Genomic DNA, 26,004 nt, shown 5'->3' with positions numbered 1-26,004 from the left:
GCAACATGTTGCAGGTCGTGCGGACGTCTTACGCCTGCTTGTAATATATCACAACATGTTTTAAGGGTGCCACAAACAAGGCGCCACCCTGCAACGAGAGCGCGGGCTGACGGGAGAGGACGACATGGCACGGCGCAAGCGCGCGCTCGAGGTGGTGAGACACGACGACGGCGAGGGCAGGCCTTCCCGGCGCAACCGTCTCAACTTCTTCGAGCTGGCTTATCAGAGGATCGAGGAGCTGCTCGTTCATTGCGAGCTCAAGCCCGGACAATTCATGACGATGCTGGAATTGCAGCAGATCACCGGCTTCGGGCGCACACCGGTGCATCACGCCGTCAATCGTCTCTCGGCCGATACGCTCATCATCATCCGTCCGCGTCACGGCCTGCACATCGCGCCGATCGACCTCGCGCGCGAGCGCATGCTGCTTGGCCTGCGCCGCGACATGGAGCGTTTTGTCATTCGCCTCGCGGCGGATCGCGCCAGCCTTTCCCACCGCAATCAGGCGTTGCACATTGAGCGTTTGCTGCGCGAACGTCGCGCCACTTTGACACTCGACGAGTTCAACAGCCTCGACCGCCGCATCGACGCGCTGGTGCTGGAAGCCGCCGGCGAGCCGTTCCTGGTGCATACGCTGCGGCCGCTGCACACGCTGTATCGCCGCATCGGCTACATCCACCACCGCTTCATGCCGGGGCAGGCCGACCTGTCCGGCACGATCGATCATCATCTCGCCATTCTCAGTGCAGTCGCCAGCCGCCGCGTCGACGATGCCGTGAAGGCCAGCGATGCGCTGATCGACTACATGGGCGAGATGTTCACGGGCATGGAGGCGGGGATCGATCCGCGCCTGCTCGATTGCAGCATCGAGCCGCTGCTCGGCGCGTAGAGCATGATCCGGAAAAGTGTGCAGCGGTTTTCCGAAGAGATCATGCTCAAAACAATAAGCTAAAGCGCGATGACGATTCATCCTGATCTCATCGCGCTTTGAAGAGTTTTGAAGAGAGGACCAAACATGCAGACAATGGCCATGCCACAACCGACCGCGAGCGAGGCCGCGGTCCGCTACCTCATTACGAACTACAGTCCAAAGGGTAACAAGGTCGGCTGGCTGATGATGGCCTCGATCCTGGTGGAGGCCTGGGATCTCTACTCGATCGCCTTCGTGCTGATCTTCATCAAGGAGCAGTACAATCCCGATCCGTTGATGCTCGGCCTTGCCGCCGCGGGCACGCAGGGCGGCGCCCTGATCGGCGCGCTGCTGGGCGGCTGGCTGTCCGACAAGATCGGCCGCCGCGTGATGTTCCTGGTCACGATGGTGCTGTTCATCGTGCTGGCGCTGGCGCAGGCCTTCGTGCCCAGCGTCGGCTGGCTCGTCGTGATCCGCTTCCTGCTCGGTATCCCGCTCGGCTCGGACATCTCGACCGGCTACACCTACATCATGGAATCCATGGCCAAGGGTGAGCGCGAGGTCATGGGCAACCGCTGGCAGTTCATGTTCGCCGTCGGCGAGGTCCTGACCATCGGCGTCATCGTGATCTTCCTGTTGATCGACATGCAGCACGAGATGCTGTGGCGCGTGACGCTCGGTCTCGGCGCGGTGCCGGCGCTGATCATCCTTCTCATGCGCCACGACGTGCCGGAGACGGCGGTGTGGCTGGTGCAGAAGGGACGCTATCGCGAGGCCAAGCAGGTCGCGCGCGAGATGTTCAACGACAATCTCGACATGCTGCCGGACCATGACGTGGAAGTGCCGAAGGTCTCGACCCGCGCGTTCCTCGCCGATCTCAAGAAGGATCCGATCCGCTGGCGCGCCACCGTCTACGGCTGGATTGCCTGTTTCACCCAGGCGAGCGAGTTCTCGACCTTCGCGTTCTACCTACCGGTGCTGTTCGTGATGGTCGGCGTGTCGAGCGTGCTCGGCATCAATCTGGTGACGATGGCGCTGTTCTCCTTCGCCGCTCTGTCCGGGTGGGTCGGGCCGCTGCTGACGCCGAAGATCGGCCACCGCGGCATCGCGATCGCCGGCTTCTCGATCGTGCTGGCCTCGCTGCTGGTCGCCGCCTTCGCACTCTACACCGACAACAAGATGCTGCTGCCGTTCGCGGCCGCCGCCATGTTGTGGGGCCATTATTGGGACGCGTCGAACTGCATGACGATCCCGACCATGGTCGCCAGGCCCAAGTATCGCGGCACCGCCAGCGGCTTCGCCTACATGTTCGTGAAGCTGCCGTCGTTCCTCGCGATCTTCCTGTTCCCGACCGTGTTCGCTGCGATCGGGCAGGCGAATGCCACGCTGATGGTCGCGATCTTCCCGTTGATCGGATTGCTCGCCGCGACCTTCATCCTGCCGGAAGTCTACGGCTACGAGAACGACTGACGAATTGCCCGGTCGCGGCTTTAGGGCTGCGATCGGGCTTCTCTCGCTACGGGCTCAAGAAAATGGGATCGATCCCAACTCCGTGGCCGAGCAGGCCGATCGCCTGAAGCTGGGCGGTGTGGAAATCGATTTGTACGATGGCGAACAGGGTAAGCAGGGCCACAACGGAGTAGACGAGCAGGGGATGGGATGTCTCGGCCCGGCTCTCGTTCGGTGCAATGAGGCCCTGAATCGCGCGGCGCAGAGAGAAGCTCTGCGGCAGCGCCTTTGGTTGAATCTGCATGATGACCCTTCCTAGCCGCGGCATGTCTGAAGCACGCGACAAGTGAACTCTAGCTGCGGTCGCACCGCCGGCATTGATGCACCGCAAATGAACTGCAGTGAATTCGCGGCCGCTACCAGATCGCCGCCGCCAGCGCCGCGATCAGAGCGGGCGGCGTCACCAGCATACCGAGCTTGAGGAATGGCCAGGCGCTGACCTCGATCTTCTCCCGCCGGAGCGCGACCAGCCAGAGGATGGTGGCGAGCGATCCCGTCACGGACAGGTTCGGTCCGAGATCGACGCCGATCAGGATCGCGCTGACGACGGGCGCCGGCAGATGATCGCTGGCCGCAACCGAGCCGGCGACGAGGCCGACCGGGAGATTGTTGGCGATATTGTCGGCGACGGCAGTGGCGATGCCGACGCTCCAGGCGGCCTTCGTCACGGATTGTCCGACGGCCTCATGAAGCAGCGTGCTGAGCTGCCCGATCACGCCGGTCTTCACCAGCGCTTCCACCATCACGAAGAGGCCGCCGACCAGCGGCAGCACGCTCCACGACACGCCCCTGAGCACGGGCAGCGGCGACTGGCGGCTGAGCAGCAGCACGAGCGCGGATGTCACCACGCCGCAGATGAAGGTCGGCAGGCCCAGTTGCTTGTCCAGCGCAGAGGCCGTGACCAGCACCACGCCGATCGCGACGATGCCTGCGGCGGTGAGCTTGCCGCCGCGGCCGAGCTTTGGATGCGGCACGCTGCGGGCGATGGTCTCTTCCTTGAGCGCGCGGTGCTGGGTCAGGCGCAGCACGACATAGGTCAGCAGGATCGCGGCCGCCGAGGGCAGGGCGAACAGGCGCAACCATTCGGTCAAGTGCGGCATGCGCGCGCCGAACACGACGAGGTTGGCGGGATTGGAGATCGGCAGCACGAAGCTTGCAGCGTTGGCAATGAAGGCGCAGACGAAGAGATAAGGCAGCGGTTTTGCGCCGGCCGCGCGCGTCGCGGCATAGACGGCCGGCGTCAGCACGATCGCGGTGGCATCGTTCGAGAGCAGCACGGTGACCAGCGTGCCGACGAGATAGATCAGCAGGAACAGCCGTTGCGGCGAGCCGCCGGCATATTCGACCGCGAGCGCGGCGAGATAGTCGAACAGGCCCTCGAGCCGGGCCAGCTCGGCGATCAGCATCATGCCGATCAGGAAGAGATAGACGTCGAGGCCCTTCTCGATGCCGACAAGCGCGTCCTGCCACGGCAGGAAGCCAAGCAGCACCAGCGCAGCGGCGCCGATGACGGCCCAGATCGCCTCGGGCAGGCGAAACGGGCGGATGATGACGCCTGCGGTCGCAGCGACGATGATGCTCCAGGCCCAGATGGCGTCAGACGGCACGGTCAGTCCTCAATGTGGAACGGGTTCATTCGGCAGCGATATCCGATGTCGGCGGCGCTGTCTTCCCTTGCGGCCGCAAGGCGCCATGCCGCGTCTCGGGCAAGGCGAGGAGGCAGATAACGGCGCCGATCGCCGCGACCAGACCGAGCGTGATGAAGGCCGCACTGTAGCCCGCGCCGACCACGACGAAGCCGGCGAGCGCTGTCGACAGCGCAGCTCCGATGCCCTGAGCGGTGATGACCGCGCCCTGCGCGACGTTGAAGCGCCCGGTGTTGCGCATGAGGTCGGCGACGATGACGGGGAAGATCGCGCCGAAGATGCCTGCGCCGACGCCGTCGAGAAGCTGCACGCCGACCAGCCAGAATGGATTATCGGAGAGTGTGTAGAGCGCCCCCCGAACAGGCAGGATCAGGAGGGCCGCGAGGAAGAAGCGCTTGTGTCCCCACCGGTCGGCCCTCGCGCCGACCAGCATCGCGAACGGAACCATCACCAATTGCGCCGCGACGATGCAGGCCGACATCAGGCTGGTGCCCATGTTCTTGTCCTGGAGCGCGAGTTTTTGTCCGACCAGCGGCAGCATGGCCGCGTTGGAGAGGTGAAACAGCGCCGTGCAGATCGCGAAGACGAGCAGGGGGCGGCAGGTCAAGAGCACCGCGAGGCCTGAAGGTGTCTCCCGCTGGGCGTCGGTGTCGGAATCGTGCAGTCCGCGGGCAAGGTCGTGATCGATGGCGCGCTCAGGAATCGAAAGGATGCTTACGAGGCTTGCGATCGCCATAGCGCCAAGAAGATAGAACACGACGGTCGGTCCGAACCAATAGGCGGAGAGCCCTGCAAGCCCCGCCGCGATCGCGTTGCCGGCGTGATTGAACGTCTCGTTACGGCCAATCCGGCGGGTGAAGGCGGCGTGGCCGAAGATGCCGAGCGAGACGGCGGCGATCGCCGGCGGAAAGATCACGGCGGCGGCCTGTGCTATTCCTTGCGAGATCGCCACCGGCAGGAATTCCGGAAACAAGGGAAGCGACAGCGAGGCTGCTGTCACCATGATGGCGGCGACAACCATCACCAGCCGTTTCGCCCGCGTCGCATCGACGAGGGCCCCGGCCGGTGTCTGTGCCACGATGCCGGCGATCGTCGCGATCGACATCACGAGGCCAATGCGTGCCTCGTCCCAACGCTGCTCGGTAAGGAGATAGATGGCGAGATAGGGACCGAGCCCGTCGCGGACGTCGGCGAGGAAAAAATTGGCCGCATCCAGCGCGCGGCCGGCTCGCCTCGTCTGATCGGGGTCTCGGCTCGGCATCAGTGTCTCTGTCGAGGCGCAAGGTCGCACCGGCGGCAACCTTCGCGGCCTTCGCCTGGTTCCGCGCGTCGGCGGCGCGCTCCTCAAAACTTGATCGCCAAAAGCACCGCGCCGACGCCGATCATGGCGATGCCGAGCCAGCCCTGCGCCGTCGGCCGCTCGCCGAGAAAGACGAAGGCGAACAGCGCGACCAGGACGACGCTGAGCTTGTCGATCGGCGCGACCAGCGTTGCGGGGCCAAGCTTCAGCGCACGGAAATAGCAGAGCCATGAGGCGCCGGTCGCAAGTCCCGACAAAACCAGGAATAGCCAAGTTTTTGAGGAGACCGCCGAGGGTACGACGAATTGCCCGGTGAAGAACAGCAGCGCCGAGAAGGCGAGCAGCACCACGATGGTGCGGATGAAGGTGGCGAGATCCGGATTGATGTTCTCGACGCCGACCTTGGCGAAGATCGCGGTCAGCGCCGCAAAGCAGGCGGAGAGCAGCGCCCAGGTCTGCCAGGCGGAGAGGAGGGCGGGTTTCATGGGAGGAAATCCGATGCGTTGCCGTGCGGTCGTCGTTATGCGGATAAATGTAGCCTAATTTCCGATGTCGTCCCGGCGAAGGCCGGGGCCCATAACCACGAAAAGGTGTTTGGCGAAGACTGCCAATGACCATCTCGCGTCAAACTTCTTCCTGGGGGTATGGGTCCCGGCCTTCGCCGGGACGACGGTGTGGGCTTGTCCGGGACGACAGGGGTTTGCTTGGCTCACATTCACCGCGCCACCGACAGCTTCTCCGTGATCGCCTTGCGCAGGATGCGCGACAGCGATTCCACCGAATACGGCTTCTGGATCAGCTCGAAGCCGCGATGGGCGTTTTCGGCGAGCACGTTGCTGTAGCCGGAGGTGAGCACGACGGGCAGGCCCGGATAGCGCTCGCGGATGATTCCGGCGAGCTCGACGCCGTTCATGCCGGGCATGATCACGTCGGAGAAGACGAGGTCGACGGCGAATTCGTTCTCGCCGAGGATGGCGAGCGCCGCGTTGGCGTTGGCGACGCGGCGGACGACATAGCCGAGATCTTCCAGAAGCTCGGTCGAGAACTGGCCGACATCGTCATTGTCCTCGACCACCAGCACGCGGTAGCCGCGCCCGGTGGTCGCAGCCTCGCTGGTCAGCGCCGCCGCGTCCTTCTCGGTGGCGGGGCTTTGGGCCTGCGGCAGGTAGATGGTGAAGGTCGCGCCTTCGCCCTGCGTGCTCGTCACCGCGATGTCGCCCTCGGACTGCTTTGCGAAGCCGAACGCCTGGCTGAGGCCGAGGCCGGTGCCCTTGCCGACCTCCTTGGTGGTGAAGAACGGTTCGAAAATGGACTCGAGATGTTCCGGCGCGATGCCGCTGCCGGTATCCCTGACCGAGATCGCGACATAGTCGCCGCCGCGTGCCGACTGCGCGCGCAGGCTCGGAATCCCCCGGACCTTGCAGACCGCGATGGTGAGGCGGCCTTCGTCCTCCATGGCGTCGCGGGCGTTGATGGCGAGGTTGATCAGCGCGGTCTCGAACTGAGCGACGTCGGCGACGGTGAAGCAATCTGTGTCCTGAATCTCGACGCTGATCTCGATGCGGCCGCCGACCAGCGGCCGGACCAGTTGCGCCACGCCCTCGACCTGGCTGCCGACATTGAAGATCTGCGGCTTCAGCGGCTGCCGGCGCGCGAAGGCCAGGAGCTGGGCGGTCAGCTTCGAGGCGCGCTCGACGGTGTCGGAGATGGCGTCGACGTAGCGGCGGCGGCGCTCTTCCGGCAGCTCGCGACGGCGCAGGAAGTCGGTCGCCGAGCGGATGATGGTGAGGAGGTTGTTGAAGTCGTGCGCGACGCCGCCGGTGAGCTGGCCGATCGCTTCCATCTTCTGCGACTGCCGCAACGCCTCCTCGCCGAGGCGCCGCTCGGTGATGTCGACGGCCTCGGGCACCGCGCCGGTGATGTTGCCGTGGCGGTCGAGCACCGGGCGCATGCCGAATTCGAAATCGCGCTCGCCAATGGGCAGGCGCAGCCGCATCTCCAGCCGCACCGCTTCGCCCTTCAAGACGGTCCTGAAGGCGCCGCGCGCGACATCGCTCATGCCAGGGGTTCCCGTGAACCACGGCGTATCCCAGAGCGGCTTGCCGATGACATCCCGCGCCTCGGCGTTGATGCCGTCGAGTGCGGTCTTGTTGGCGTAGAGCAGTTCGCCCTCGAGGTTGACCAGTCCCTGATACTGGTTGCTGGTCTCCAGGATCGCGCGCAGCCGGGCCTCGTTGGATTCGAGTTCTGCGGTGCGCTCGGCGATGCGTTCCTCAAGCGTCTCGTTGAGCCGCCGGAGCTCGATCTCGGCCTGTTTGGCGACGGTGATGTCGTGGGCGACGCCGATGAAGCCGATATGCTTGCCGGTAGGGTCCCAGCGCGGCTGCGATTCCGAGCGCAGCCAGCGCCATTCGCCGCTGGCGTTCCTGTAGCGCGCTTCCAGCACGAAGGGCTTCAGCGAGGCTTCGCCTTGCACCGATTGCTGCAGCACATGCGGAAGGTCGTCCGGATGCAGCACCTTGCGCCAGTCGAAATCGATGGCCTGGTCGTAGGGCAGGCCGACGAAGTCGACATAGGCCTGGTTGGCGAAGGAGCGCTTGCGGTCGAGCTTGGTGACCCAGATCGGCACCGGCGCGCTGTCGGCGATCAGCCGGAAGCGCTCCTCGCTCTCGCGCAGCGTCTCGCGTGCGAGCATCTGGTCGGTGATGTCGATGTGGGCGCCGACGAGGCGGATGGCGCGGCCGTCCTTGCCACGCTCGAACTTGGCGACGACCCGGATCCAGCGGGTCTCGCCGTCGCTCGGACGGATGATGCGGTATTCGGCGGTGTAATCCTCGCTGGTCCCGGAAAGCGTCTCGAAGAAATGTTTCACCGTAGCGTCGCGGTCATCAGGATGGATACGGTTGACCCAGTCCTCATGCGACTCGTCGGCTGCCTCCGGCGGCAGGCCATGGATCATCAGATATTCCGGCGAGCGGCGGTTCTTTAAGCCGTCGCGGAAGTCGACCTCGAGGCCGCCGACCTTGCCGATGCGCTGGATGCGCGCGAGCTCGGCCTCGCGCTCCTGGAGCGCGCGATAGGCGTTGTCGCGCTCGCGCGCGACGTCTTCGAGGTGCTGGCGCAGCCTTTCGGCGGCGATGGTCTCGGGCAAAGGATCGTTCAAGGCGTCGGCCGTTGTCATGCGGGTGCGCACGTGCCGGACTGATATTCACACAGACGGAGCGCGATGGCCATCGCTTAGAGGAAATAGACTGTCTGGAGGGACCCGCGGCCAGCCAGAACGCGGGAAAATGCGGTCAACCAACGCCCGGTCTGGCATATTGTTCCTGATATTGGAACGATGCGGCTGCGGACGCGTCTTTGCGAGGCGCTACAACTCTCATTCATAAGACTCCCTTTTCGAAGAGGCTAAATCTTGAAGCTCTTTGTCTGCCAGTCCTGTGGCAACGTCCTCTATTTCGAGAACCGCGCCTGCGAACGTTGCGGTCACCGCGTCGCCTTCCTGCCGGAGAAGGAGACGATGTCGGCGCTCGAGCCCGACGGGGAGGCTCAAAGCGGGGCCTGGACGACGCTGGCCGACAAGGGCAGGGGACGCATGCTGTGCCGGAATGCCGAGTACGACGCCTGCAACTGGCTGACGGACACCGGCGATACCAACGGCTATTGCCGCGCCTGTCGCCACAACGGCATGGTGCCGGACCTGTCGGACCCCGCGCAGCTCGCCGGCTGGCGCGAGCTGGAGGTGGCAAAACACCGGCTGTTCTATTCCCTGATCCGCTGGAAGCTGCCGCTCCAGAACCGTCAGGACAATGCCGAGCACGGCCTGATCTTCAACTTCCTCGCCGACGATCCGAACAGCGGCACGAGGATCATGACCGGCCATGACAACGGCCTGATCACGATCGCGCTCACCGAGGCCGACGACATCGAGCGCGAGCGGCGCCGGCTGGAGATGGGCGAGCCTTACCGCACGCTGCTCGGGCATTTCCGCCACGAGGTCGGGCATTATTTCTGGGAAGTGTTGGTGCGCGCCGGCGGCAAGCTCGACGAATGCCGCGCGGTGTTCGGCGACGATACGGCCGATTACGGCCAGGCCCTGCAGCGCCATTATGCCGAAGGCGCCCCGGCTGACTGGCAGCAGAATTACGTCTCCGCCTATGCCACGACGCATCCCTGGGAAGACTTCGCCGAGACCTGGGCGCACTATCTCCACATCGTCGACACCCTGGAGATGGCCTCTGAGTTCGGCATGGAGGTGCGCCCCAAGGTTGATCGCGACGGGGAGTTGACGGCACGCATCCGCTTCAACCCCTACGAGGCAAGGGACGTCCAGGCGCTCATCGACGCATGGCTGCCCTTCACCTTCGCCATGAACAGCGTCAACCGGGCCATGGGAATGCGCGACCTCTATCCTTTCATCCTGTCGCCGGCGGTGGTCGGCAAACTGGGTTTCATTCACGGCTTGGTCCGGGACGTGGCCAAGGCGGGGAAGGCGTAGGCCGTCCCAAGGGCTCCTCGCGCCTGTTTCAATCTTGCGCTGGTACGCCAGAAGGCCCGGATTTAGACCGTTGCCTCCGGCCCATTTTGCTGTACCACGGGAGCCACACGGCCCGTCCCATAGGCCCCAACGGCCGGGGAAGGGTCCCGCCCAAGGTCGAGACTCAAGAAAAGCATGTTCAAACGCATTCTGATCGCCAATCGCGGCGAAATCGCCTGCCGGGTCATCAAGACTGCCCGCAAGATGGGAATTCAAACGGTTGCGGTCTACTCCGAGGCCGACCGCGATGCCCTCCATGTCGAGATGGCCGATGAGGCGGTGCTGATCGGCCCGCCGGCTGCGGCCGAGAGCTATCTGGTGATCGAGAAGATCGTCGAGGCCTGCCGCAAGACGGGTGCCGAGGCCGTGCATCCCGGCTACGGCTTCCTGTCCGAGCGCGAGGCGTTTCCGCGCGCGCTGGAGGCGGCCGGCCTCGTCTTCATCGGTCCCAACCCCGGCGCGATCGCCGCGATGGGTGACAAGATCGAATCCAAGAAGGCGGCCGCCAAAGCCAAGGTCTCGACCGTGCCCGGCTATCTCGGCGTCATCGAGGACGACAAGCACGCGGTCCGCATCGCCGACGAGATCGGCTACCCCGTGATGATCAAGGCCTCCGCCGGCGGGGGCGGCAAGGGCATGCGCATCGCGCATTCGAAGGCCGAGGTTGCCGAAGGCTTTAACCTCGCCAAGGCCGAGGCCAAGGCCTCGTTCGGCGACGACCGCGTCTTCGTCGAGAAGTTCATCGTCGATCCCCGCCACATCGAGATCCAGGTGCTGGGCGACAAGCACGGCAACGTAATCTATCTCGGCGAGCGCGAATGCTCGATCCAGCGCCGCAACCAGAAGGTCATCGAGGAGGCGCCGTCGCCGCTGCTCGATGAAGCCACCCGCCGCAAGATGGGCGAGCAGGCGGTCGCGCTCGCCAAGGCCGTGAACTACGATTCCGCCGGCACCGTCGAATTCGTCGCAGGCCAGGACAAGAGCTTCTACTTCCTCGAGATGAACACGCGTCTCCAGGTCGAGCATCCCGTCACCGAGCTCGTCACCGGCATTGACCTCGTCGAGCAGATGATCCGCGTGGCCGCCGGCGAGAAGCTCGCCATCGCGCAGAAGGACGTCACGCTCACCGGTTGGGCGGTGGAGTCGCGCCTCTATGCGGAAGATCCGTTCCGCAACTTCCTGCCCTCGATCGGGCGCCTCGTGAAGTATCGTCCGCCGGCGGAAGCCAGCAAGGACGGCATCACCGTGCGCAACGACACCGGCGTGCAGGAGGGCGGCGAGATCTCGATCCATTACGATCCGATGATTGCCAAGCTCGTCACCCACGCGCCGTCGCGTGCGGCCGCAATCGAAGCCCAGTCCACCGCGCTGGATTCGTTCTATGTCGACGGCATCAGGCACAACATCCCGTTCCTGTCGGCGCTGATGCATCATCCGCGCTGGCGCGAGGGCCGGCTTTCGACCGGCTTCATCGCCGAGGAATTTCCCAAGGGTTTTGCGGTGCGCGTGCCCGAAGGCGAGGTCGCCCGGCGGATCGCCGCCGTCGGCGCCGCCATCGATCACGTGCTCGGGGAGCGCAAGCGGCAGATCTCGGGCCAGATGGGCGGCCGTGTCGTGCAGCGCGAGCGCCGCCGCGCGGTCTGGCTCGACCGCCAGGAAATCCAGCTCGAGGTCGGACGCGAGGGTGAGGCGATCGCGATCCGCTTCATCGATGCCGAGGGCAAGGTTGGCAACGCCCATCTGCTGCAGTCACCGTGGAAGCCGGGCGATCCGGTCTGGCAGGGCACCATCGACGGTCATTTCGTCGCGGTGCAGGCGCGGCCGATTGCCAACGGCATCCGTCTTGCGCATCAGGGCGTCGAGGTGCCGGTCTATGTCTGGACCGAGACGGAAGCGACGTCCGCCCGGCTGATGCCGGTGACGGCGGCCTCCGACACCGGCAAGAAGCTGCTCTGTCCGATGCCGGGCCTCGTCGTCTCGATCGCGGTGAGCGAGGGGCAGGAGGTCAAGGCCGGCGAGACGCTCGCCGTGGTCGAAGCCATGAAGATGCAGAACGTCCTCCGCGCCGAGCAGGACGGCACCGTGAAGAAGATTCACGCCAGTGCCGGCGCGACGCTCGCGGTGGACGCGCTGATTTTGGAGTTTGCGTAAGACTGGTCTCGGCTATCGCCCCAATGTCGTCCTGGACAAGGGAGCGCCTGGCAACGCGCTGCGTTGTCCAGGAGCGAACGCCGATCCAGGACCCATTACCCCAGGGAGCAGTTGTTGACGGAGATCGTAGCCATCACCTTCTGCGACAATGTACAGTTGGGGTAATGGGTCCTGGCTTTCGCCAGGACGACGATAGAGTGTGTTCGCACCGACCGAGACAGTACCATGGCCTTTCGATCCCGCCGCGAGAAACTGCGCGCCATCCTGTCAGGCGCAACTTGCGTCCATCCCGGCTCGGTCTATGACGCGATCTCGATCCGGATCGCCGAGGATCTCGGCTTTCCCCTCGGCATGTTCGGTGGCTCGGTGGCTTCGCTCGCCGTGCTCGGCGACCCCGACATCACCCTGATCACGCTCACCGAGCTTTGCGAGCAGATGCAGCGGATGTCGCGAGCCTCGACACTGCCCGTGCTGGTCGATGCCGATCACGGCTACGGCAATGCGCTCAACGTGCGCCGCACGGTGCAGGAGCTGGAGACCGCTGGCGCTGCCGGCCTCACCATCGAGGACACATTGCTGCCGGCCGCCTTCGGTGAAGCAAAGACGCAGCTGATCTCGCTGGAGGAGGGTGTCGGCAAGATGAAAGCCGCGCTCAGCGGTCGCAGCGATCCGTCGCTGGTCATCATGGGCCGCACGGGTGCTGCCTCGATCACCTCGATCGAGGATGCGATCCGCCGTGCCAAGGCCTACGAGGCCACCGGCGTCGACGCGCTGTTCTTCACCGGCATCAAGTCGCGCGCCGAACTGGAAGCGGTCGCATCGGCGACGCGCCTGCCGATCGTGCTCGGCGGCGCGCCGGAGGAGCTGAACGCGCTCGACTATCTCGCCAGCCAGCGCGTGCGCATCGCGCTCCAGGGCCATGCGCCGATCGCGGCCGCGACACAGGCCGTCCACGAGACGCTGAAGGCGCTCCGCGAAGGTACCTCGCCGAAGGCGCTCAAGGGCCTGGCCTCCGGCGAGCTGACCAATCGGGTCATGCGGGAGGCCGAGACGAAGGCGCGCAGCGCCGATTTTCTCGGGCTGAAGACATGAGCCGGGCGATCCTCCAGGTCATGATCCGCGGCCGCGTCCAGGGCGTCGGCTATCGCGCCTGGGTCGAATACCAGGCCACCACAAGCGGCCTCGAGGGGTGGGTCCGCAACCGCCGCGACGGCAGCGTGGAAGCGCTGTTCGCGGGGGCGCCGAACCACGTCGCCGACATGGTCGCATTGTGCCGCCACGGCCCGCCGTCCTCACGCGTCGACAGCGTCACCAGCGAGACCGCAAGTGTGGATGAGCTGAATCTGCGCAGGGCAGGGGAAGCATTCTCGGTGTTGCCGACGGTGTAGGTCTGCTCCCTCGCCCCACACGCGGGGCGAGGCGAAGAGAAATTCACCTCGGCAGCTTGGCGATGGCTTCGCTGAGCTCGTGGATCTCATACGGCTTGCGGAGGATCGGGAAGTCGCCGCGCACGTCGGCGGCGACCTCACTGTAGCCGGTGGCGAGCAGGATCGGCAGGCCGGGGCGGATCTGACGCAGACGATGGGCGAGGGTGAGGCCGTCCATCTTGCCGGGCATCACGATGTCCGAGAATACGAAGTCGACGCCGTTGGTCTCGATCTCGCGCAAGGCCGCTTCGGCGTCGGCGACCCGGCGCACCTGGTAGCCGAGCTGCTCCAGAAGCCCGATGCTGACGAGCGCGACCTCGGGGTTGTCCTCGACGAGCAGCACCGTTCCGCTGCCGCGGAACGGCATCGCCTCCACGGTGTCCCGTGCCGTCGCATCCGTGCCGCGCGGCAGCAGGATGGTGAAATTCGTGCCCTTGCCGAGCTCGCTTGCGACCTTCACCGTGCCGCCGGCCTGATGGGCGAAGCCGTGCACCTGGGAGAGGCCGAGACCGGTGCCCTTGCCGATCGGCTTGGTGGTGAAGAACGGCTCGAAGATCTTGTCGACGACGTCGGCGGGAATGCCGAGCCCGGTGTCGGCGACATCGATTGCCACGAACTCGCCGGTGAGCGGGGTCTCGTCCAGCACCACGTTGCGGGCGCTGATCGTCACCGTGCCGCCGTCGGGCATTGCATCACGGGCGTTGATGACGAGATTGAGCAGCGCGGTCTCGAGCTCCGAGACGTCGGTCCTGACCGGCCAGACCTTGGGGGCGATGTCGAAGGTGAGGCGCACGGAGCTGCCGAGGCCGGCGTCGAGCACCGCGCGGATCGACGCGATGCGTTCGGCGAGATCGATCGCCTGCGGGTTGACGCTCTGTCGCCGCGCGAAAGTGAGGAGCTGGTTGGTCAGCGCGGCGCCGCGCCTGGTCGCCGTCTCGATCGCGGAGATCGCGCGCTGAAGCCTGGCCTCGTCGATGGACCCCTTCTTCAGGACATGGAGGCTGCCGCTGATGATCATCAGGAGGTTGTTGAAGTCATGGGCGACGCCGCCGGTGAGCTGGCCGAGCGCATCGAACTTCTGGGCTTCGGCGAGTTGCTTCTGCATCGCCTCGAGCTTGAGCTGGGCATTGCGGCGTTCGGTAATGTCGCGCGTGATCTTGGCGAAGCCAACCAGCGTGCCATCCTCGTAGATCGGATCGATCACCACGCTCGCCCAGAAGAACGTCCCGTCCTTGCGAACGCGCCAGCCTTCCTCTTCGTAGCGGCCCTTTTCTCGCGCGATGCCGAGCGCTCGCGCGGGTTTGCCGTTGGCGCGGTCGGTCTCGGTGTAGAAGCGGGAGAAATGCTGGCCGAGGATTTCCTCGGGCGAGTAGCCCTTGATGCGCTCGCCGCCGATGTTCCAGCTGGTGATGATGCCGTTGGGGTCGAGCATGTAGAGGGCGTAGTCAGCGACTCCTTCAACCAGCAGCCGGAAACTGCGCTCGCTTTCGAACAAGTCTCTCTGCTGACTGAACTTTTTCACCATGACCCCAGCCTCGACGGGAGCAAACGCTCAGGCGGGCCGTTTGGTTCCGGCGCTCTGGGGACTTTTTAGGCAAATGCCGCCGACGGTATGCATCAGGGACGCCGGACAGACGCCCTTGACACGCAGTCGCACTTGTCAGATATTTCTGTCATGACAGAAATAACCGGAAAGAAGAAACTCCCCGCCGCCGTCGAGCGCTTCATCCTGCATTGGGGCGACATGGGAGACGGGTGGGGCGTCAATCGCTCGGTCAGCCAGATCCACGGGCTGCTCTATCTGTCCGAGGCGCCGATGACGGCCGAGGACATCGCCGACACGCTCGGCATGGCGCGCTCCAACGTCTCCAATTCGCTCAAAGAGCTGCTCGCCTGGAACCTGATCCGGCGGGTGCCGATCCTGGGCGATCGTCGCGATCATTTCGAGGCCGAGACCGACATCTGGGAGGTCGCGGCCCGGATCGCGGCGCGGCGCAAGGAGCGGGAGTTCGATCCGGCAATCGCGGCGCTCAGGGCCTGCGTGTCCGATGCCGCCGAGGATCCGGCCATCAATCCGGTCGCCAGCAAGCGCCTGAAGGAGATGCTCGCCTTCACCGAGCTCGCCGACCACTGGTTCATGCAGATGCTGAAGGTGCCGCGGCCGCGGCTGGTCGCCCTGATGCGGCTTGGCGAGAAGATCGCCAACCTGCTGCCGCTGGGCAAGGTCAAATAGTCCTTGAGGAGGGTGCGATGACGTCGGCTCGATTACCAGGCTCCAACGCATCTCCCTCCGTTCACACCAAACTGCTCGACGATCGCCGCTTCCGTTCGCTGTTGCCGGACGAGGATTGGGGCCGCCTGCCGCTCGCGACCTGGCGGCGCTTCTCCAAACGCGTCGCCGACGGCGACAGCGTCGTCTACGTCGGCGTGGTCGACGAGGTCGCCTTAAGCGACATCGGCTGGTGGTTCGCGCAAGCCGCACGGCTGATCGGCGGGCCGCTGCCGACCGGACGCGACACCGGCGTGCCGATGATCGTGACGGTTACCGAGGACGGCGTGACCGGCGGCCAGACCTGGACGCGCATCTGCGCGCGCAAGCGCGGCTTTCCGCAGGTGATCCATTCCGCAAAACGCTTCGCGGGCCCGACCGGGCTCGAAGAATATGTCGGCTTCGGCGTGTCGATGGCGCTCCGCATCGCGGTCGAGGGACAGGCGCTGACCTTTCGCAGCGCCGGTTACGGCCTGCAACTCGGACGGCTCTGGATCCCGCTGCCGCATTGGCTCACGCCGGGCGACCTCACGGTGACGCACAGCGATCTCGGCGAGGGCGCCTTCCGTTTCACCCTCGATGTCACTCACCCGCGGTACGGCGCGCTGATCCACCAGTCCGCCTTGTTCAGGGAGGCCGTATCATGACGCCGCTATTGTGGACGCTCATTGCCATCCAGATCGTGATGGGCGTGTTCGACACCTTCTATCACCACGAATTCACCGAGCGGCTGGCCTGGCGTCCGTCGCAGCGTTTCGAGCTGAAGCTGCACGGCGTTCGCAACTTGCTCTATGCGCTGCTGTTCCTGCTGCTCGGCTGGTTCGAAGTCTACGGTGTTCTGGCGCTGCTGGTTGTCGCCGTCCTGGTCGCCGAGATCGTCATCACGCTGATGGATTTCGTCGAGGAGGATCTGAGCCGGAAGCTGCCGCCGAGCGAGCGGATCAATCACACGCTGCTCGCGATCAACTACGGTGCCATCCTGGTGCTGCTGGTGCCCGTGCTGATCGCCTGGGCGATGCAGCCCTTCGGCGTGACCGTCGTCCATCACGGCCTGCTCAGCATCGCCGCGACCGCATGTGCAGTCGGCGCGGCGCTCTGCGGGGTCAGGGATTTTGCGGCGATGCGCCGGCTCGGTCGCATGCGAAGCGTGCCGGCGGCTGGACTTGTCGAAAAGCTGCCCGGCCGCAAGACCGTGCTGATAACAGGCGCCACCGGCTTCATCGGCAGCCGGCTCGCGGCAAGCCTTGTCGGGGCTGGGCATCACGTCATCGCGCTGATCCGCAATCCCGCGAAGGCCGAGATGCTGCCACCGCCGGTGACGCTGATCACCAGCCTCGATCAACTCGCTGCGGACGCGCAGGTCGACGCCATCGTCAATCTCGCCGGCGAGCCGATCGGCAACGGCCTGTGGACCGAGGCGAAGCGCGCGAAGATCATCAGTTCGCGCATCGAGATGACCGGCGAGGTCGTCAAGCTGATCGCGCGGCTCGAGCGCAAGCCGGAGGTGCTTGTCAGCGGCTCCGCGATCGGCTGGTACGGGCTGTGGGCTGACCAGGTGCTGACGGAGTCAGCCAAGTCCCACGCCTGCTTCAGCCACGAGCTGTGCGCGGCCTGGGAGACAGCAGCGCGGCCGGCGGAGGATATCGGCGTGCGCGTGGTCTATTTGCGCATCGGCCTCGTGCTCGGCACCGAGGGCGGCTTCATCACGCGCATGTTGACGCCGTTCGAGTTCGGACTCGGCGGGCCGCTCGGCACCGGCCGGCAGTGGATGTCCTGGATCGAGCGCGACGATCTGATCCGGCTGATCGCCTATGTGATCGCAACGCCGGATCTTTCAGGCCCCGTCAACGCCACCGCGCCGATCCCCGTCACCAACGCAAAGTTCACCGAGGAACTCGGCCGCCGCCTGCACCGGCCCGCGGTGTTCCGCATTCCCGGCGGCCTGTTGCGCCGGATCGGCGGCGGCTTCGCCGACGAGCTCCTGCTCGGCGGCCAGCGCGTGCTGCCGAACAAGGCGCTGAGCCGCGGTTTTGTGTTTCGGCATGAGACGCTGCGCAGCGCGTTCGAGGCGATTTTGTGAGGCTTCAGGTGGCCGCCACGCTCCGGAACGTTGCCGCTACCGCACGCAGCGCCGCGAGCTTAGCGGGATCGCTGACTTTAGAGTGCAGCATCACCTTCGAGCTGCCGAGTTTCGGCAGCCTTTGCGCAGGACCGATATCGATCAGCCCGGGAGGCGCGATCCGGCGCGCCAGCGGCGCGATCGCAAGCCCGGCCAGCGCGGCAGCGACCACCGCCGTGACGCCGCCGCCGACGAAGCGTTCGCGCCAGGCGATGTCGGCCTTGTCGAGTGCGCGCACGGCGACGGCGCGCACCCCGCAGGGCGGGGCGAGTGTTGCGAGCGGCAGCGGCTCACCCTTCGGCAAGGTGAAGCGGCGTGATGCAAACCAGCCAAACTCGTCCTCGGCCAGCTTTTCGCCGCCGCGGCGGCTGCCTTCCTGGCGGACAATCACCGCATCGAGCTCACCCGCGTCATAGGCGTCCTGCATCTCGCGCGAGAAGCCGATGGTGACGGCGAGGGTGAGGTTTGACGACATCGCGTGCAGCCGTTCGAGCAGCGGCACCAGTTCGGGGCCCGCGGCATGATCTGAGATACCGAGCGAGAGCGACTGCGCGGCTGAAGCTTCGCCCGACAGCGCGCGATCATGCGCCTCCATCAGCGCGCGGGCGCGATCGAGGAAGGCCGCGCCGTCGGCGGTGAGCCGGACCGCGCGCGGCGAGCGCTCGACGAGGCGTTTTCCCAGCAATGTCTCCAGCCGCTGCAGCTTCAGGCTGACGGCCGCCTGCGTGGTGCCGAGTGCCTCGGCGGCCCGGGTAAAGCTCTGGAGGTCGGCGACCAGAAGGAAGGCCTGGACCGTGGCGATGTCGAGTGTGGCTGTCATTATAAACTGTTATCACTGATATCAGTATAGATAAGATACCAAAATGACGGCCGCAGGTCTAGCTTCTCACCAACGCCGCAGGAAACCCGCGGCAATTGAGGAGAACGACCATGCCCCTGATCACCGTGTCCTACAGCTCTTCCCGCCAGTCGCCCTCGCTGAAGGCCGACATCGCGAACGCCGTGTCCGAACTCACCGCCGAGATACTTCACAAGGACCCCAAGGTGACCGCGATCATCGTGAAACCGGTCGATGCCGGCGACTGGTTCGCCGGCGGCAAGTCGCTCGCCGAGCAGAAGCTCGCCAGCTACTGGATCGACATCCACGTCACCGAGGGCACCAACACCAAGGACGAGAAGGCAGCCTATCTCGCCGCCATGTTCAAGCGCATGGCCGGGATCCTGGGCCCGCTGCATCCCGAGACCTACCTCCATGTCGACGAGGTCAAGGGCGACGCCTACGGTTTTGGCGGCCTGACCCAGGAGCGGCGCTACATCGCCGGCAAGCTCGAGGTTGCGCTGAAGGCGGCGTGATGTCGGATGCCGCGGGTGAGCAATCTCACCCGCGGCTCGATCGTCAGCCCGCCGCCCGGAACTGAACTTCGGAATTGTTCATGAAGCACGTCTTGTCGAACAGCGTCAGGTCCAGCGGGTTCGGCAAGCGGACATCGCCGAGGTCGGGGCAGGGCTTGGCCGCGGGATCGTAGGATCGGTCGATCTGCGAGATGAAGACGACGATCAGGCCCTTGTCGCGCGCGAATGATTTCAGCGCGCGCACCTGAACGGTCAGATCAGGGTTTTCCCGCCTCTGGTCGAGCAGCTGCAGATAGTCGATCACGACAAATGTGCCGCGGGCAGAAGCGGCCATCTGCTTGACGACATAGTCGGCGCTGATCACGTCGGAGCAATCGACCTCGAACATGTCGGCGAATTGCGCCGGCTCCACGCCGATCGCACGCAGGCGATCCAGCACATCTCTCTGCGTATATTCGAGCGAGAAGAACGCGGCGCGATGGCCCGACTTCATGGCTTCGACGGCAAGTTCGAGGCTCATCAACGTCTTGCCCTGGCCGGGACGCGCCCCGACCAGCACCAGATCGCCCGGCCGGAATTGCGGGAACAGCCTGCCCGCCGGCGTCAGCGCGGCAGCTTTCGCCGCGAGCATGCTCCAGGCGGAAAACCCTTCCGTCGCAGCGACGCGGTCAAGCGCGTCGTGGAGCGGAATGCCGGCTTCGCGGGACAGGCGCTTCGCCTTGCGCTTCAGGTGGTAGATGGGCGCAGACAGTTTCATCGTGAAAACCTCCCATTGCGAGCATGGATCGCAACCCCTCCTTATGCCTGGCGCTCGAACAGTCGGCCGATGGTCAACTCGCCCGGCATGAGGTCTGCTTTCCCGGCGGAGGGGGGAGGCGTGGGCGGCACCGGAATAAAGCCTACCTGATTCCGTAGCCGCAGAGAACGCGAGCCGCGCGCGGCGAACAGGAAAGCGCCTAAAGCATGATCCGGAAAAGTGCGAAGCGGTTTTCCGGAAAGATCATGCGTCAACAACAACCTAAAGCGCGATGACGATTCATCCCAGTCTCATCGCGCTTTAGGCGGCCGCCTCCGGCAGCAGCGCGCGCGTCCGTCCGAACAATTCCTCGAATGCCTGGCGCAGCGCGATGTCGACGTCGGCCATGGTCACGAGCTGGCCGAGATCGACCAGCGAGGTGACGCCGTAGCGGGGATCGACGACGCCGCAGGGCACGATGCCGGTGAAATGCGACAGCTCCGGCTCGACATTGATGGCGATGCCGTGGAACGACACCCAGCGCTTCAGCCGGACGCCGATCGCGGCGATCTTGTCCTCGTGCTCGGGCCCTTTGTCGGGCCGCTTCACCCAGACGCCGACCCGGTCCTCGCGCCGCTCGCCGCGGACATTGAAGGCGGCGAGCGTGCGCAGGATCAACTCCTCGAGGCTCGCGACATAGGCCCGCACGTCCGGTCGGCGGCGCTTGAGGTCGAGCATCACATAGGCCACCCGCTGGCCGGGCCCGTGATAGGTGAGCTGCCCGCCGCGGTCGGTGGCAAAGGTCGGGAATCGGGCATCGAGCAGGTCTGATTCCTTGCCGGAGGTGCCGGAGGTGTAGAGCGGGGGGTGCTCGAGCAGCCAGACCAGCTCCGGCGCCTCGCCCGCAGCAATCGCCGCAACGCGCGCCTCCATGGCGGCCACCGCCTCCGGATAGGGCACCGGAGCATCCGAAATTCGCCATTCGACGGGCTCGCCGCCCGAGGCGGAAAACGACGTCAAATCGAGGTCTTGGCGGGAGTTTTGAGGCGAATTAACCATTGGCTAACCATAACGTGGTGATGATCAGGAGCAAATGCCAAGTCCTTTGGCCTAAGTCCCAAGTTGCGGCGGTCCTGACAGTGCCCACTCTCGATAAAGTCACCGTGGATCTCATGGTCGTCCTCGGGACGACCACGATGCCGATCCATCAAGTATTACGCCTTTCCCGCGGCGCCATCATCGAGCTGGACGCAACCGAGGCCGACGAGGTCAAGGTGTTGGCCAATAATCTGCCGGTCGCCTCCGGCGTGGTGCTCGTCGACCGCAACCGGATTGCGGTCGAGGTCAAGCAGATGCTGCCGCGCTCGCCGGGGACCCGGTAAGCCTGGGGCACGCGGTAGCCGCACGGAGGCCCACAAGGCCGATCTTCTGGGGAGGGCGGCGTTTTTCCTGCCAAGCTTGTGGAATTCAGGGCTTTTGGAGGCTTGTATCCCCCTGATGGATTTGTTAGATCGGCGCCGCTGATCCGGCCGGCCTCAAAACCTCAAGCCGGCATCCCTTAGCGCTCGTGGCGGAACTGGTAGACGCGCTGCCTTGAGGTGGCAGTGGGTAACACCGTGGGGGTTCGAGTCCCTCCGAGCGCACCATAAACCCACATTTCCAATTGAAATGATTAGGCTTTTTTCCGGGCGTTACCCGGGAAAGTTACCACTCTGTTCCGGCGCGGCGTTCGCGCGCCAAGCCATCGTCCAGTGACTGGCCCTGATCGAACGTGATGATCTTCTGCATCCCGCTGATCCCGAGCCTCTCTCGATTCGCCTGCGCGATGTAGTGCGCGGGCATTTTGGGGTCGGTCCAGCCGAACATGGCCATCATCTGGCTCTCGGTGCAGTCGGCGTAGGCGGCGACTTCAGCCCGGGCCTTTCGAACGCCATGGCAGCTTTTCTTCGGTTCGTTAACGCCCGCGAGGACCGCATATTTTTTGAACTTCGCCGCCCACGCCTTCTTGTTCATCGGCAGGACCCGCCCGCGGACGACCTTGCCGGTGAATACCTCAGCTCCGATGATATTCGCCGCGCGAGCCGCCCTCAGGCTCGCAGCGAACTCCGGATGGACAGGCACCGTGACGGTCGTATTGCCCTGACTTTTCTCGGTGGCAATCTGCACAGCCATCTTCCGCACGATCTGGCGCAGGTGGGGCGGCCCGAAACGGTGGGCATCTCCAAGCCGCAGAAACGTGTAGTGCAAGATGTCGAACATCAGCCGTGCTTCGGTACCCAACGGCCACTTCGCCCGGTAGCGGGCCATGTCGTCCTCGGTCCAGGGCACAAAACCGCCGGTCTCACGGCTCGCCTTTGCCTTGCCGGACTTTAGTCCGATCGTTGGATCGTCGTCTTCGTCGAGATGCCTCTCGTCGATCATCCAGCGGATCATCCCCCGAACCGCCGACAGCAAATTGCCCGCCTGCGATGGAGTACGCGCCTTCATCTCCGCTTTGATCACCTTGCGCGTCAGCACGGCAAACGGCTTCTCGCCATTCTGGGGCAGCAGTGACTCGATTAGTCCGGTGCGCTGGAGCCGGGTGGACTCCGCAAGAGCGGAAGACGCAAATTGCTTTCGCCGCGAAACGACGGTGACGGTTAAGCCTCTGGGAGGTGACTATCGGTTGCAATGAGGAGCTTCGCGGTTAGCGGTAGTTGATGTCCCAGGAACCCTTTCCTGGGCGCATCTGCAATGCGATTCTATCTCCTCGCAAGAGCGACACGTTAAGATTGTTCTCGCCTAAAGTATCTCGACCAGCGAATGGCCGTGCAGCTCGATGTTCAGTCCCTGCATGCCCAAATCGCTGATCTCGCCGCCCATCGCCTTCAGACTCTCCTCGCGGATCAGGGACATCAGCCCGCGGCGCAGCGCCAGAAACTCCGAGGACATCATCATCGATTGCTGCCGCGGCCGCTCCAGCGGGATCGGGATCTCGGCCTTGATCGAGCCCGGACGCGCCGTCATGCAGTAGACGCGGTCGGACAGGAAGATCGCCTCGTCGATGTCGTGGGTGACGAAGAGCACCGAGATCTTCAGCCGCTGCCACATGTTGGTGAGGATCTGCTGCATGATGACGCGCGTCTGTGCATCGAGCGCGCCGAACGGCTCGTCCAGCAGCAGCACCTTCGGTCCCGTCGCAAGCGCCCGGACGATGCCGACGCGCTGCTTCATGCCGCCGGAGAGTTTTTCCGGGTAGTGCTTCTCGAAGGCCTCGAGACCCGCGAGCCCCAGCAGCGTGCGCGCGGCACGCTCGCGCTGCGAGCGCGGCATGCCGCGCATCTTCAGGCCGAACTCGACGTTTTCCCGTACCGTCTTCCAGGGAAATAGCGAATATTGCTGGAACACCATCCCGCGTTCGGCGCTGGGGCCGTTCACGCGCTCGCCGTCGACGGTAACGACTCCGGTGGTGGGTTTAAGGAAGCCGGCGACCGCATTGAGCAGCGTCGACTTCCCGCAGCCGGAAGGGCCGACGATCGAGACGAACTCGCCGGGCTTCACATGGATCTGCGTGTCGGTGACGGCCTGAACCGGTCCCTCGATGGTCTCGTAGGCGAGGGAGAAGTTCCTGACCTCGATATGGCCCTTCGACGTGTTCGCAGGCATCTCGCTCATGTCGACCTCCACGGCATCACCAATTGCCCGGCGCCGCGGATCAACAGGCTCGATCCGAGGCCGAGCACGCCGATCGCGATCATGCCGAGCGCGATATCGGCATACTGGACCAGCGAATAGGCTTCCCAGGTGAAATATCCGATGCCGTACTGGCCTGAGATCATCTCGGCGGCGATCAGCGACACCCAGGCGACCCCCATGCCGACAGTGAGGCCGGTGAAGATGTGCGGCAGGGAGGCCGGGAAATACACTTCGCGGAAGATCGAGCGCTCGCGTGCGCCGAGACATTGCGCGGCGCGCACCAGCACGGGATCGACCAGCGACATGCCGTGCAGCGTGTTGACCAGGATCGGGAAGAACGAGCCGAGGAAGGTGATGAAGACGATGCTCTGCTCGTTGGTCGGCCACAGCATGATCGCCATCGGCACCCAGGCGATCGCCGGGATCGGCCGCAGCACTTCGGCCACGGGGAAGATGATCTCATGCACCAGCTTGAAGCGCCCCATGATCAGGCCGAGCGGCACCCCGATGATCGCGGCCAGCGAGAAGCCGATGAAGATGCGCCGGCAGCTCAAGAGGATATGCATCAGGAATTTGGGATCGTGCATCGCCTTTGTGAAGCTGGCATAGACCGCGAGCGGCGAGGGCACGTTGGTGAAGCGCACGAAGAACACGACGCGATAGGTCGTGAGCAGATGCCAGACCAGCAGGAACGCGAGCAGCGAAATGATGCCAATCGCGGTGGCGCGCAGACCCGCCCGATTGAGCCGATACCAGCGCAGCGCGAGGGTGCCGAAGGAGACGGGTGGCGCGGGCGGCGTAACGGCGGGCGCGGAGCCCGCCTCTGCAACGGCTGTCGCTGGCATGCTGTCCTCGGGATGTCTGGCGAGGGCGGGACTGCTCACGTCTTGCCTCCGCCGACGGCCGCTTTCACCGCGTCCTCGAAGCCGAGCACCTTGCCGCTGATCTTGGCCGCATAGGCTTCGGCGTCCTTCTTCAGCAGGAACGGTGCGACATCGCCATTGCCAACCGCGAAGAAGGCCTGGTCGGCGAACAGCTTGATGCCGCGCGTGGTGTCGAAGACATAGGCGACGTTGATCTTCTTGCCCTTGGACTTGAAGTCGGCATAGGCACCGAGAGTGCAGCTGGCGGACGAGAAGGGCATGATGCCGGCCTCATCGACCCAGACCTCGCCGGCCTTGCGCGGATCGGCGATCGGCTTCTTGCAGAAAGCGTCTTCGCCCGAGATTTCGTAGTTCTTGGTGCTCGCAAGCTGCGCGTCATAATCGAGCTTCATCTCGGCATACGCCTTGCGGATGTAGCTGTCATCGACCCATTTCTTCGGATCGAACTCCTTCATGCGGCCGAGATTCTGCAGCACCTTGACGTCGGTCGTTGCCGCATCGATCAGCGCCGGCTTGATCGTGGGATCGGTGGTCATGTTACCGCTGGGGCCGAGAAAGATGTAGACGACTTCCTTGCTGATACCGGTCCATTCCTGGATTTTTTCCGCGGCGAGCTTGGGATCGTTGCGCAGCCACTGGTTGGCGGCGATGACCGCCTTGAAGTAGGCGACGACGACCTCCGGATATTTCTCGGCGAAATCGGTGCGAACGACGATGCCATGGAAGGTCGGCAAGTTCGTCTCGACGCCGTCAAAGATCTTTCGCGCAAAGCCGCGGAACGGCAGCAGCTCGGCGAAGGGGACGAAGTCGGCGTGCGCGTCGATCTTCTTCTCCTGCAGATTGGTCGAACCGACCTCCGGGCTCTGGCTCACGAGCTGGAAGAAATCGGACGCATAGCCGCGATCCTGCATCGCCTTCAGCACCATGCCGTGCGCGGCGGAGCCGAAGGGGACGCTGACGAGCTTGCCCTTGAGATCGGCGAGGTCGTAGTAGGGCGAGTCCTTGTGGACGACGAGGCCGTTGCCCGAGCCGGAGAGACTGTAGGCGGCGACGCCGATCAGGCGGCTCTTGCTCTCCGGATTGCTCTCGAAGGTGAAGCCGTTCACGATCAGCGGATAGTCACCCATCATGCCGATCTGCAGCTTGTTCGCCATCATCGCGTTGGTGACGGGCGGACCGGAGGTGAAATTCTGCCACTCCAGCTCGAACTTGATGTTGGCGTACTTGCCGTCCTTCGGCAGATATTTCTCGAGGAGATGAAGCTGCCGGATGACGACGCCGGCGGTCACCGTGTTGGTTGTGGTGTCCTGCGTTCCGATGCCGAGCGTCACCGTTTCCGCCGAGGCAGGTTGCGCGATCAGGAGCGCCAACGACGTCACCGACATCGCGATCGAGGGCGTGGGAAGATGGCGGACCATTCTCATCCTCATTCTGTTGGATGTGCTGTGGTTGCCATGATTGGGTGAGGGCACCGGCAGGGCAAATCCG

General features: G+C 64.7%; 24 protein-coding genes and 1 tRNA gene. 12 read left to right on the top strand and 13 right to left on the bottom strand.

From position 1 onward, the window contains the following. Positions 1–124 precede the first annotated feature (124 nt). Together JQ592_RS08525 and JQ592_RS08520 are read left to right on the top strand one after the other, a co-directional pair. Entirely contained in the window at positions 125–889 is a 765-nt protein-coding gene (locus JQ592_RS08525) for a GntR family transcriptional regulator (protein ID WP_211402389.1), read from the top strand. Between the two features lie 126 nt (positions 890–1,015). Beyond that, a complete protein-coding gene (locus JQ592_RS08520) occupies positions 1,016–2,380 on the top strand; it encodes an MFS transporter (protein WP_211402388.1) in 1,365 nt (454 codons plus the stop codon). Positions 2,381–2,426: 46 nt separating this feature from the next. On the opposite strand, the gene JQ592_RS08515 is transcribed toward JQ592_RS08520, so the two are convergent. From JQ592_RS08515 to JQ592_RS08495, 5 genes are all read right to left on the bottom strand, one after another. Next, a complete protein-coding gene (locus JQ592_RS08515; protein ID WP_211402387.1) occupies positions 2,427–2,663 on the bottom strand; it encodes a hypothetical protein in 237 nt (78 codons plus the stop codon). Positions 2,664–2,775: 112 nt separating this feature from the next. After that, positions 2,776–4,026 carry an arsenic transporter gene (locus JQ592_RS08510; protein ID WP_211402386.1) on the bottom strand — a complete coding sequence of 417 codons (1,251 nt, stop codon included), beginning with the start codon at positions 4,024–4,026 and terminating at the stop codon, positions 2,776–2,778. Between the two features lie 25 nt (positions 4,027–4,051). Further along, complete coding sequence (locus tag JQ592_RS08505) at positions 4,052–5,326, bottom strand: MFS transporter (RefSeq protein WP_211402385.1); 1,275 nt, start codon at positions 5,324–5,326, stop codon at positions 4,052–4,054. Positions 5,327–5,409: 83 nt separating this feature from the next. After that, on the bottom strand, positions 5,410–5,850 hold the full coding sequence (locus tag JQ592_RS08500; protein WP_211402384.1) for an EamA family transporter: 441 nt from the start codon (positions 5,848–5,850) through the stop codon (positions 5,410–5,412). A 230-nt stretch (positions 5,851–6,080) separates the two neighbouring features. Further along, a complete protein-coding gene (locus JQ592_RS08495; RefSeq protein ID WP_211402383.1) occupies positions 6,081–8,558 on the bottom strand; it encodes a PAS domain-containing hybrid sensor histidine kinase/response regulator in 2,478 nt (825 codons plus the stop codon). Between the two features lie 222 nt (positions 8,559–8,780). Between JQ592_RS08495 and JQ592_RS08490 the strand changes: the two genes are divergently transcribed. From JQ592_RS08490 to JQ592_RS08475, 4 genes are all read left to right on the top strand, one after another. Then, complete coding sequence (locus JQ592_RS08490; protein WP_211402382.1) at positions 8,781–9,863, top strand: zinc-binding metallopeptidase family protein; 1,083 nt, start codon at positions 8,781–8,783, stop codon at positions 9,861–9,863. Between the two features lie 174 nt (positions 9,864–10,037). Continuing rightward, complete coding sequence (locus JQ592_RS08485) at positions 10,038–12,053, top strand: acetyl-CoA carboxylase biotin carboxylase subunit (protein ID WP_211402381.1); 2,016 nt, start codon at positions 10,038–10,040, stop codon at positions 12,051–12,053. Positions 12,054–12,278: 225 nt separating this feature from the next. Further along, positions 12,279–13,145 (top strand): isocitrate lyase/PEP mutase family protein, encoded by an 867-nt coding sequence (locus tag JQ592_RS08480; protein ID WP_211402380.1) that lies wholly within the window; start codon positions 12,279–12,281, stop codon positions 13,143–13,145. Further along, positions 13,142–13,441: an acylphosphatase gene (locus JQ592_RS08475; RefSeq protein ID WP_211402379.1), complete on the top strand. Its 300-nt coding sequence runs from the start codon at positions 13,142–13,144 to the stop codon at positions 13,439–13,441. The genes JQ592_RS08480 and JQ592_RS08475 overlap by 4 nt, the downstream gene beginning before the upstream one ends. Before the next feature lie 43 nt (positions 13,442–13,484). Here the strand turns inward: JQ592_RS08475 and JQ592_RS08470 are convergent, their stop codons facing one another. Beyond that, the gene (locus tag JQ592_RS08470; protein ID WP_211402378.1) at positions 13,485–15,005 is read right to left on the bottom strand and encodes a PAS domain-containing sensor histidine kinase; all 1,521 of its coding nucleotides are present in this window, start codon (positions 15,003–15,005) and stop codon (positions 13,485–13,487) included. 150 nt (positions 15,006–15,155) lie between these two features. Here JQ592_RS08470 and JQ592_RS08465 point away from each other — a divergent pair, with 150 nt between their 5' ends. The 3 genes from JQ592_RS08465 to JQ592_RS08455 are packed head-to-tail and all read left to right on the top strand — an operon-like array spanning position 15,156 to position 17,829. Continuing rightward, entirely contained in the window at positions 15,156–15,713 is a 558-nt protein-coding gene (locus JQ592_RS08465; protein ID WP_211402377.1) for a GbsR/MarR family transcriptional regulator, read from the top strand. Positions 15,714–15,730: 17 nt separating this feature from the next. Continuing rightward, positions 15,731–16,396: a DUF4166 domain-containing protein gene (locus JQ592_RS08460; RefSeq protein WP_211402376.1), complete on the top strand. Its 666-nt coding sequence runs from the start codon at positions 15,731–15,733 to the stop codon at positions 16,394–16,396. Further along, positions 16,393–17,829, top strand: a complete 1,437-nt coding sequence (locus JQ592_RS08455; protein ID WP_211402375.1) for a TIGR01777 family oxidoreductase — start codon at positions 16,393–16,395, stop codon at positions 17,827–17,829. Before JQ592_RS08460 ends, JQ592_RS08455 begins: the two co-directional genes overlap by 4 nt. Positions 17,830–17,833: 4 nt before the next feature. On the opposite strand, the gene JQ592_RS08450 is transcribed toward JQ592_RS08455, so the two are convergent. After that, positions 17,834–18,688, bottom strand: a complete 855-nt coding sequence (locus JQ592_RS08450; RefSeq protein WP_211402374.1) for a LysR family transcriptional regulator — start codon at positions 18,686–18,688, stop codon at positions 17,834–17,836. A 110-nt stretch (positions 18,689–18,798) separates the two neighbouring features. On the opposite strand from JQ592_RS08450, the gene JQ592_RS08445 reads away from it, so the two are divergent. Next, positions 18,799–19,221 carry a tautomerase family protein gene (locus tag JQ592_RS08445; RefSeq protein ID WP_211402373.1) on the top strand — a complete coding sequence of 141 codons (423 nt, stop codon included), beginning with the start codon at positions 18,799–18,801 and terminating at the stop codon, positions 19,219–19,221. 43 nt (positions 19,222–19,264) lie between these two features. On the opposite strand, the gene JQ592_RS08440 is transcribed toward JQ592_RS08445, so the two are convergent. Together JQ592_RS08440 and lipB are read right to left on the bottom strand one after the other, a co-directional pair. Continuing rightward, positions 19,265–19,978, bottom strand: a complete 714-nt coding sequence (locus tag JQ592_RS08440) for a DNA helicase (RefSeq protein ID WP_211402372.1) — start codon at positions 19,976–19,978, stop codon at positions 19,265–19,267. A gap of 300 nt (positions 19,979–20,278) precedes the next feature. Beyond that, positions 20,279–21,016, bottom strand: a complete 738-nt coding sequence (gene lipB, locus JQ592_RS08435; protein ID WP_211402371.1) for a lipoyl(octanoyl) transferase LipB — start codon at positions 21,014–21,016, stop codon at positions 20,279–20,281. Positions 21,017–21,096: 80 nt separating this feature from the next. On the opposite strand from lipB, the gene JQ592_RS08430 reads away from it, so the two are divergent. Together JQ592_RS08430 and JQ592_RS08425 are read left to right on the top strand one after the other, a co-directional pair. Further along, positions 21,097–21,339: a FliM/FliN family flagellar motor switch protein gene (locus JQ592_RS08430; protein ID WP_018647371.1), complete on the top strand. Its 243-nt coding sequence runs from the start codon at positions 21,097–21,099 to the stop codon at positions 21,337–21,339. A 179-nt stretch (positions 21,340–21,518) separates the two neighbouring features. Next, positions 21,519–21,603, top strand: a tRNA-Leu gene (locus JQ592_RS08425). Between the two features lie 58 nt (positions 21,604–21,661). Here JQ592_RS08425 and JQ592_RS08420 read toward each other — a convergent pair. From JQ592_RS08420 to JQ592_RS08405, 4 genes are all read right to left on the bottom strand, one after another. Next, a complete protein-coding gene (locus tag JQ592_RS08420; RefSeq protein WP_211402370.1) occupies positions 21,662–22,474 on the bottom strand; it encodes a tyrosine-type recombinase/integrase in 813 nt (270 codons plus the stop codon). Between the two features lie 264 nt (positions 22,475–22,738). After that, entirely contained in the window at positions 22,739–23,611 is an 873-nt protein-coding gene (locus tag JQ592_RS08415) for an ABC transporter ATP-binding protein (protein ID WP_211402369.1), read from the bottom strand. Then, complete coding sequence (locus tag JQ592_RS08410) at positions 23,608–24,516, bottom strand: ABC transporter permease (protein WP_433996406.1); 909 nt, start codon at positions 24,514–24,516, stop codon at positions 23,608–23,610. Before JQ592_RS08410 ends, JQ592_RS08415 begins: the two co-directional genes overlap by 4 nt. Continuing rightward, entirely contained in the window at positions 24,513–25,934 is a 1,422-nt protein-coding gene (locus JQ592_RS08405; protein ID WP_211402367.1) for an ABC transporter substrate-binding protein, read from the bottom strand. Before JQ592_RS08405 ends, JQ592_RS08410 begins: the two co-directional genes overlap by 4 nt. Positions 25,935–26,004 lie beyond the last annotated feature (70 nt).

The sequence above is a fragment of the Bradyrhizobium iriomotense genome, from assembly GCF_018129405.1.
Lineage (GTDB): Bacteria > Pseudomonadota > Alphaproteobacteria > Rhizobiales > Xanthobacteraceae > Bradyrhizobium > Bradyrhizobium iriomotense_B.
The sequence above is the reverse complement of the archived record's forward strand: the minus strand, read 5'-3'. Positions and strand labels throughout refer to the sequence as shown.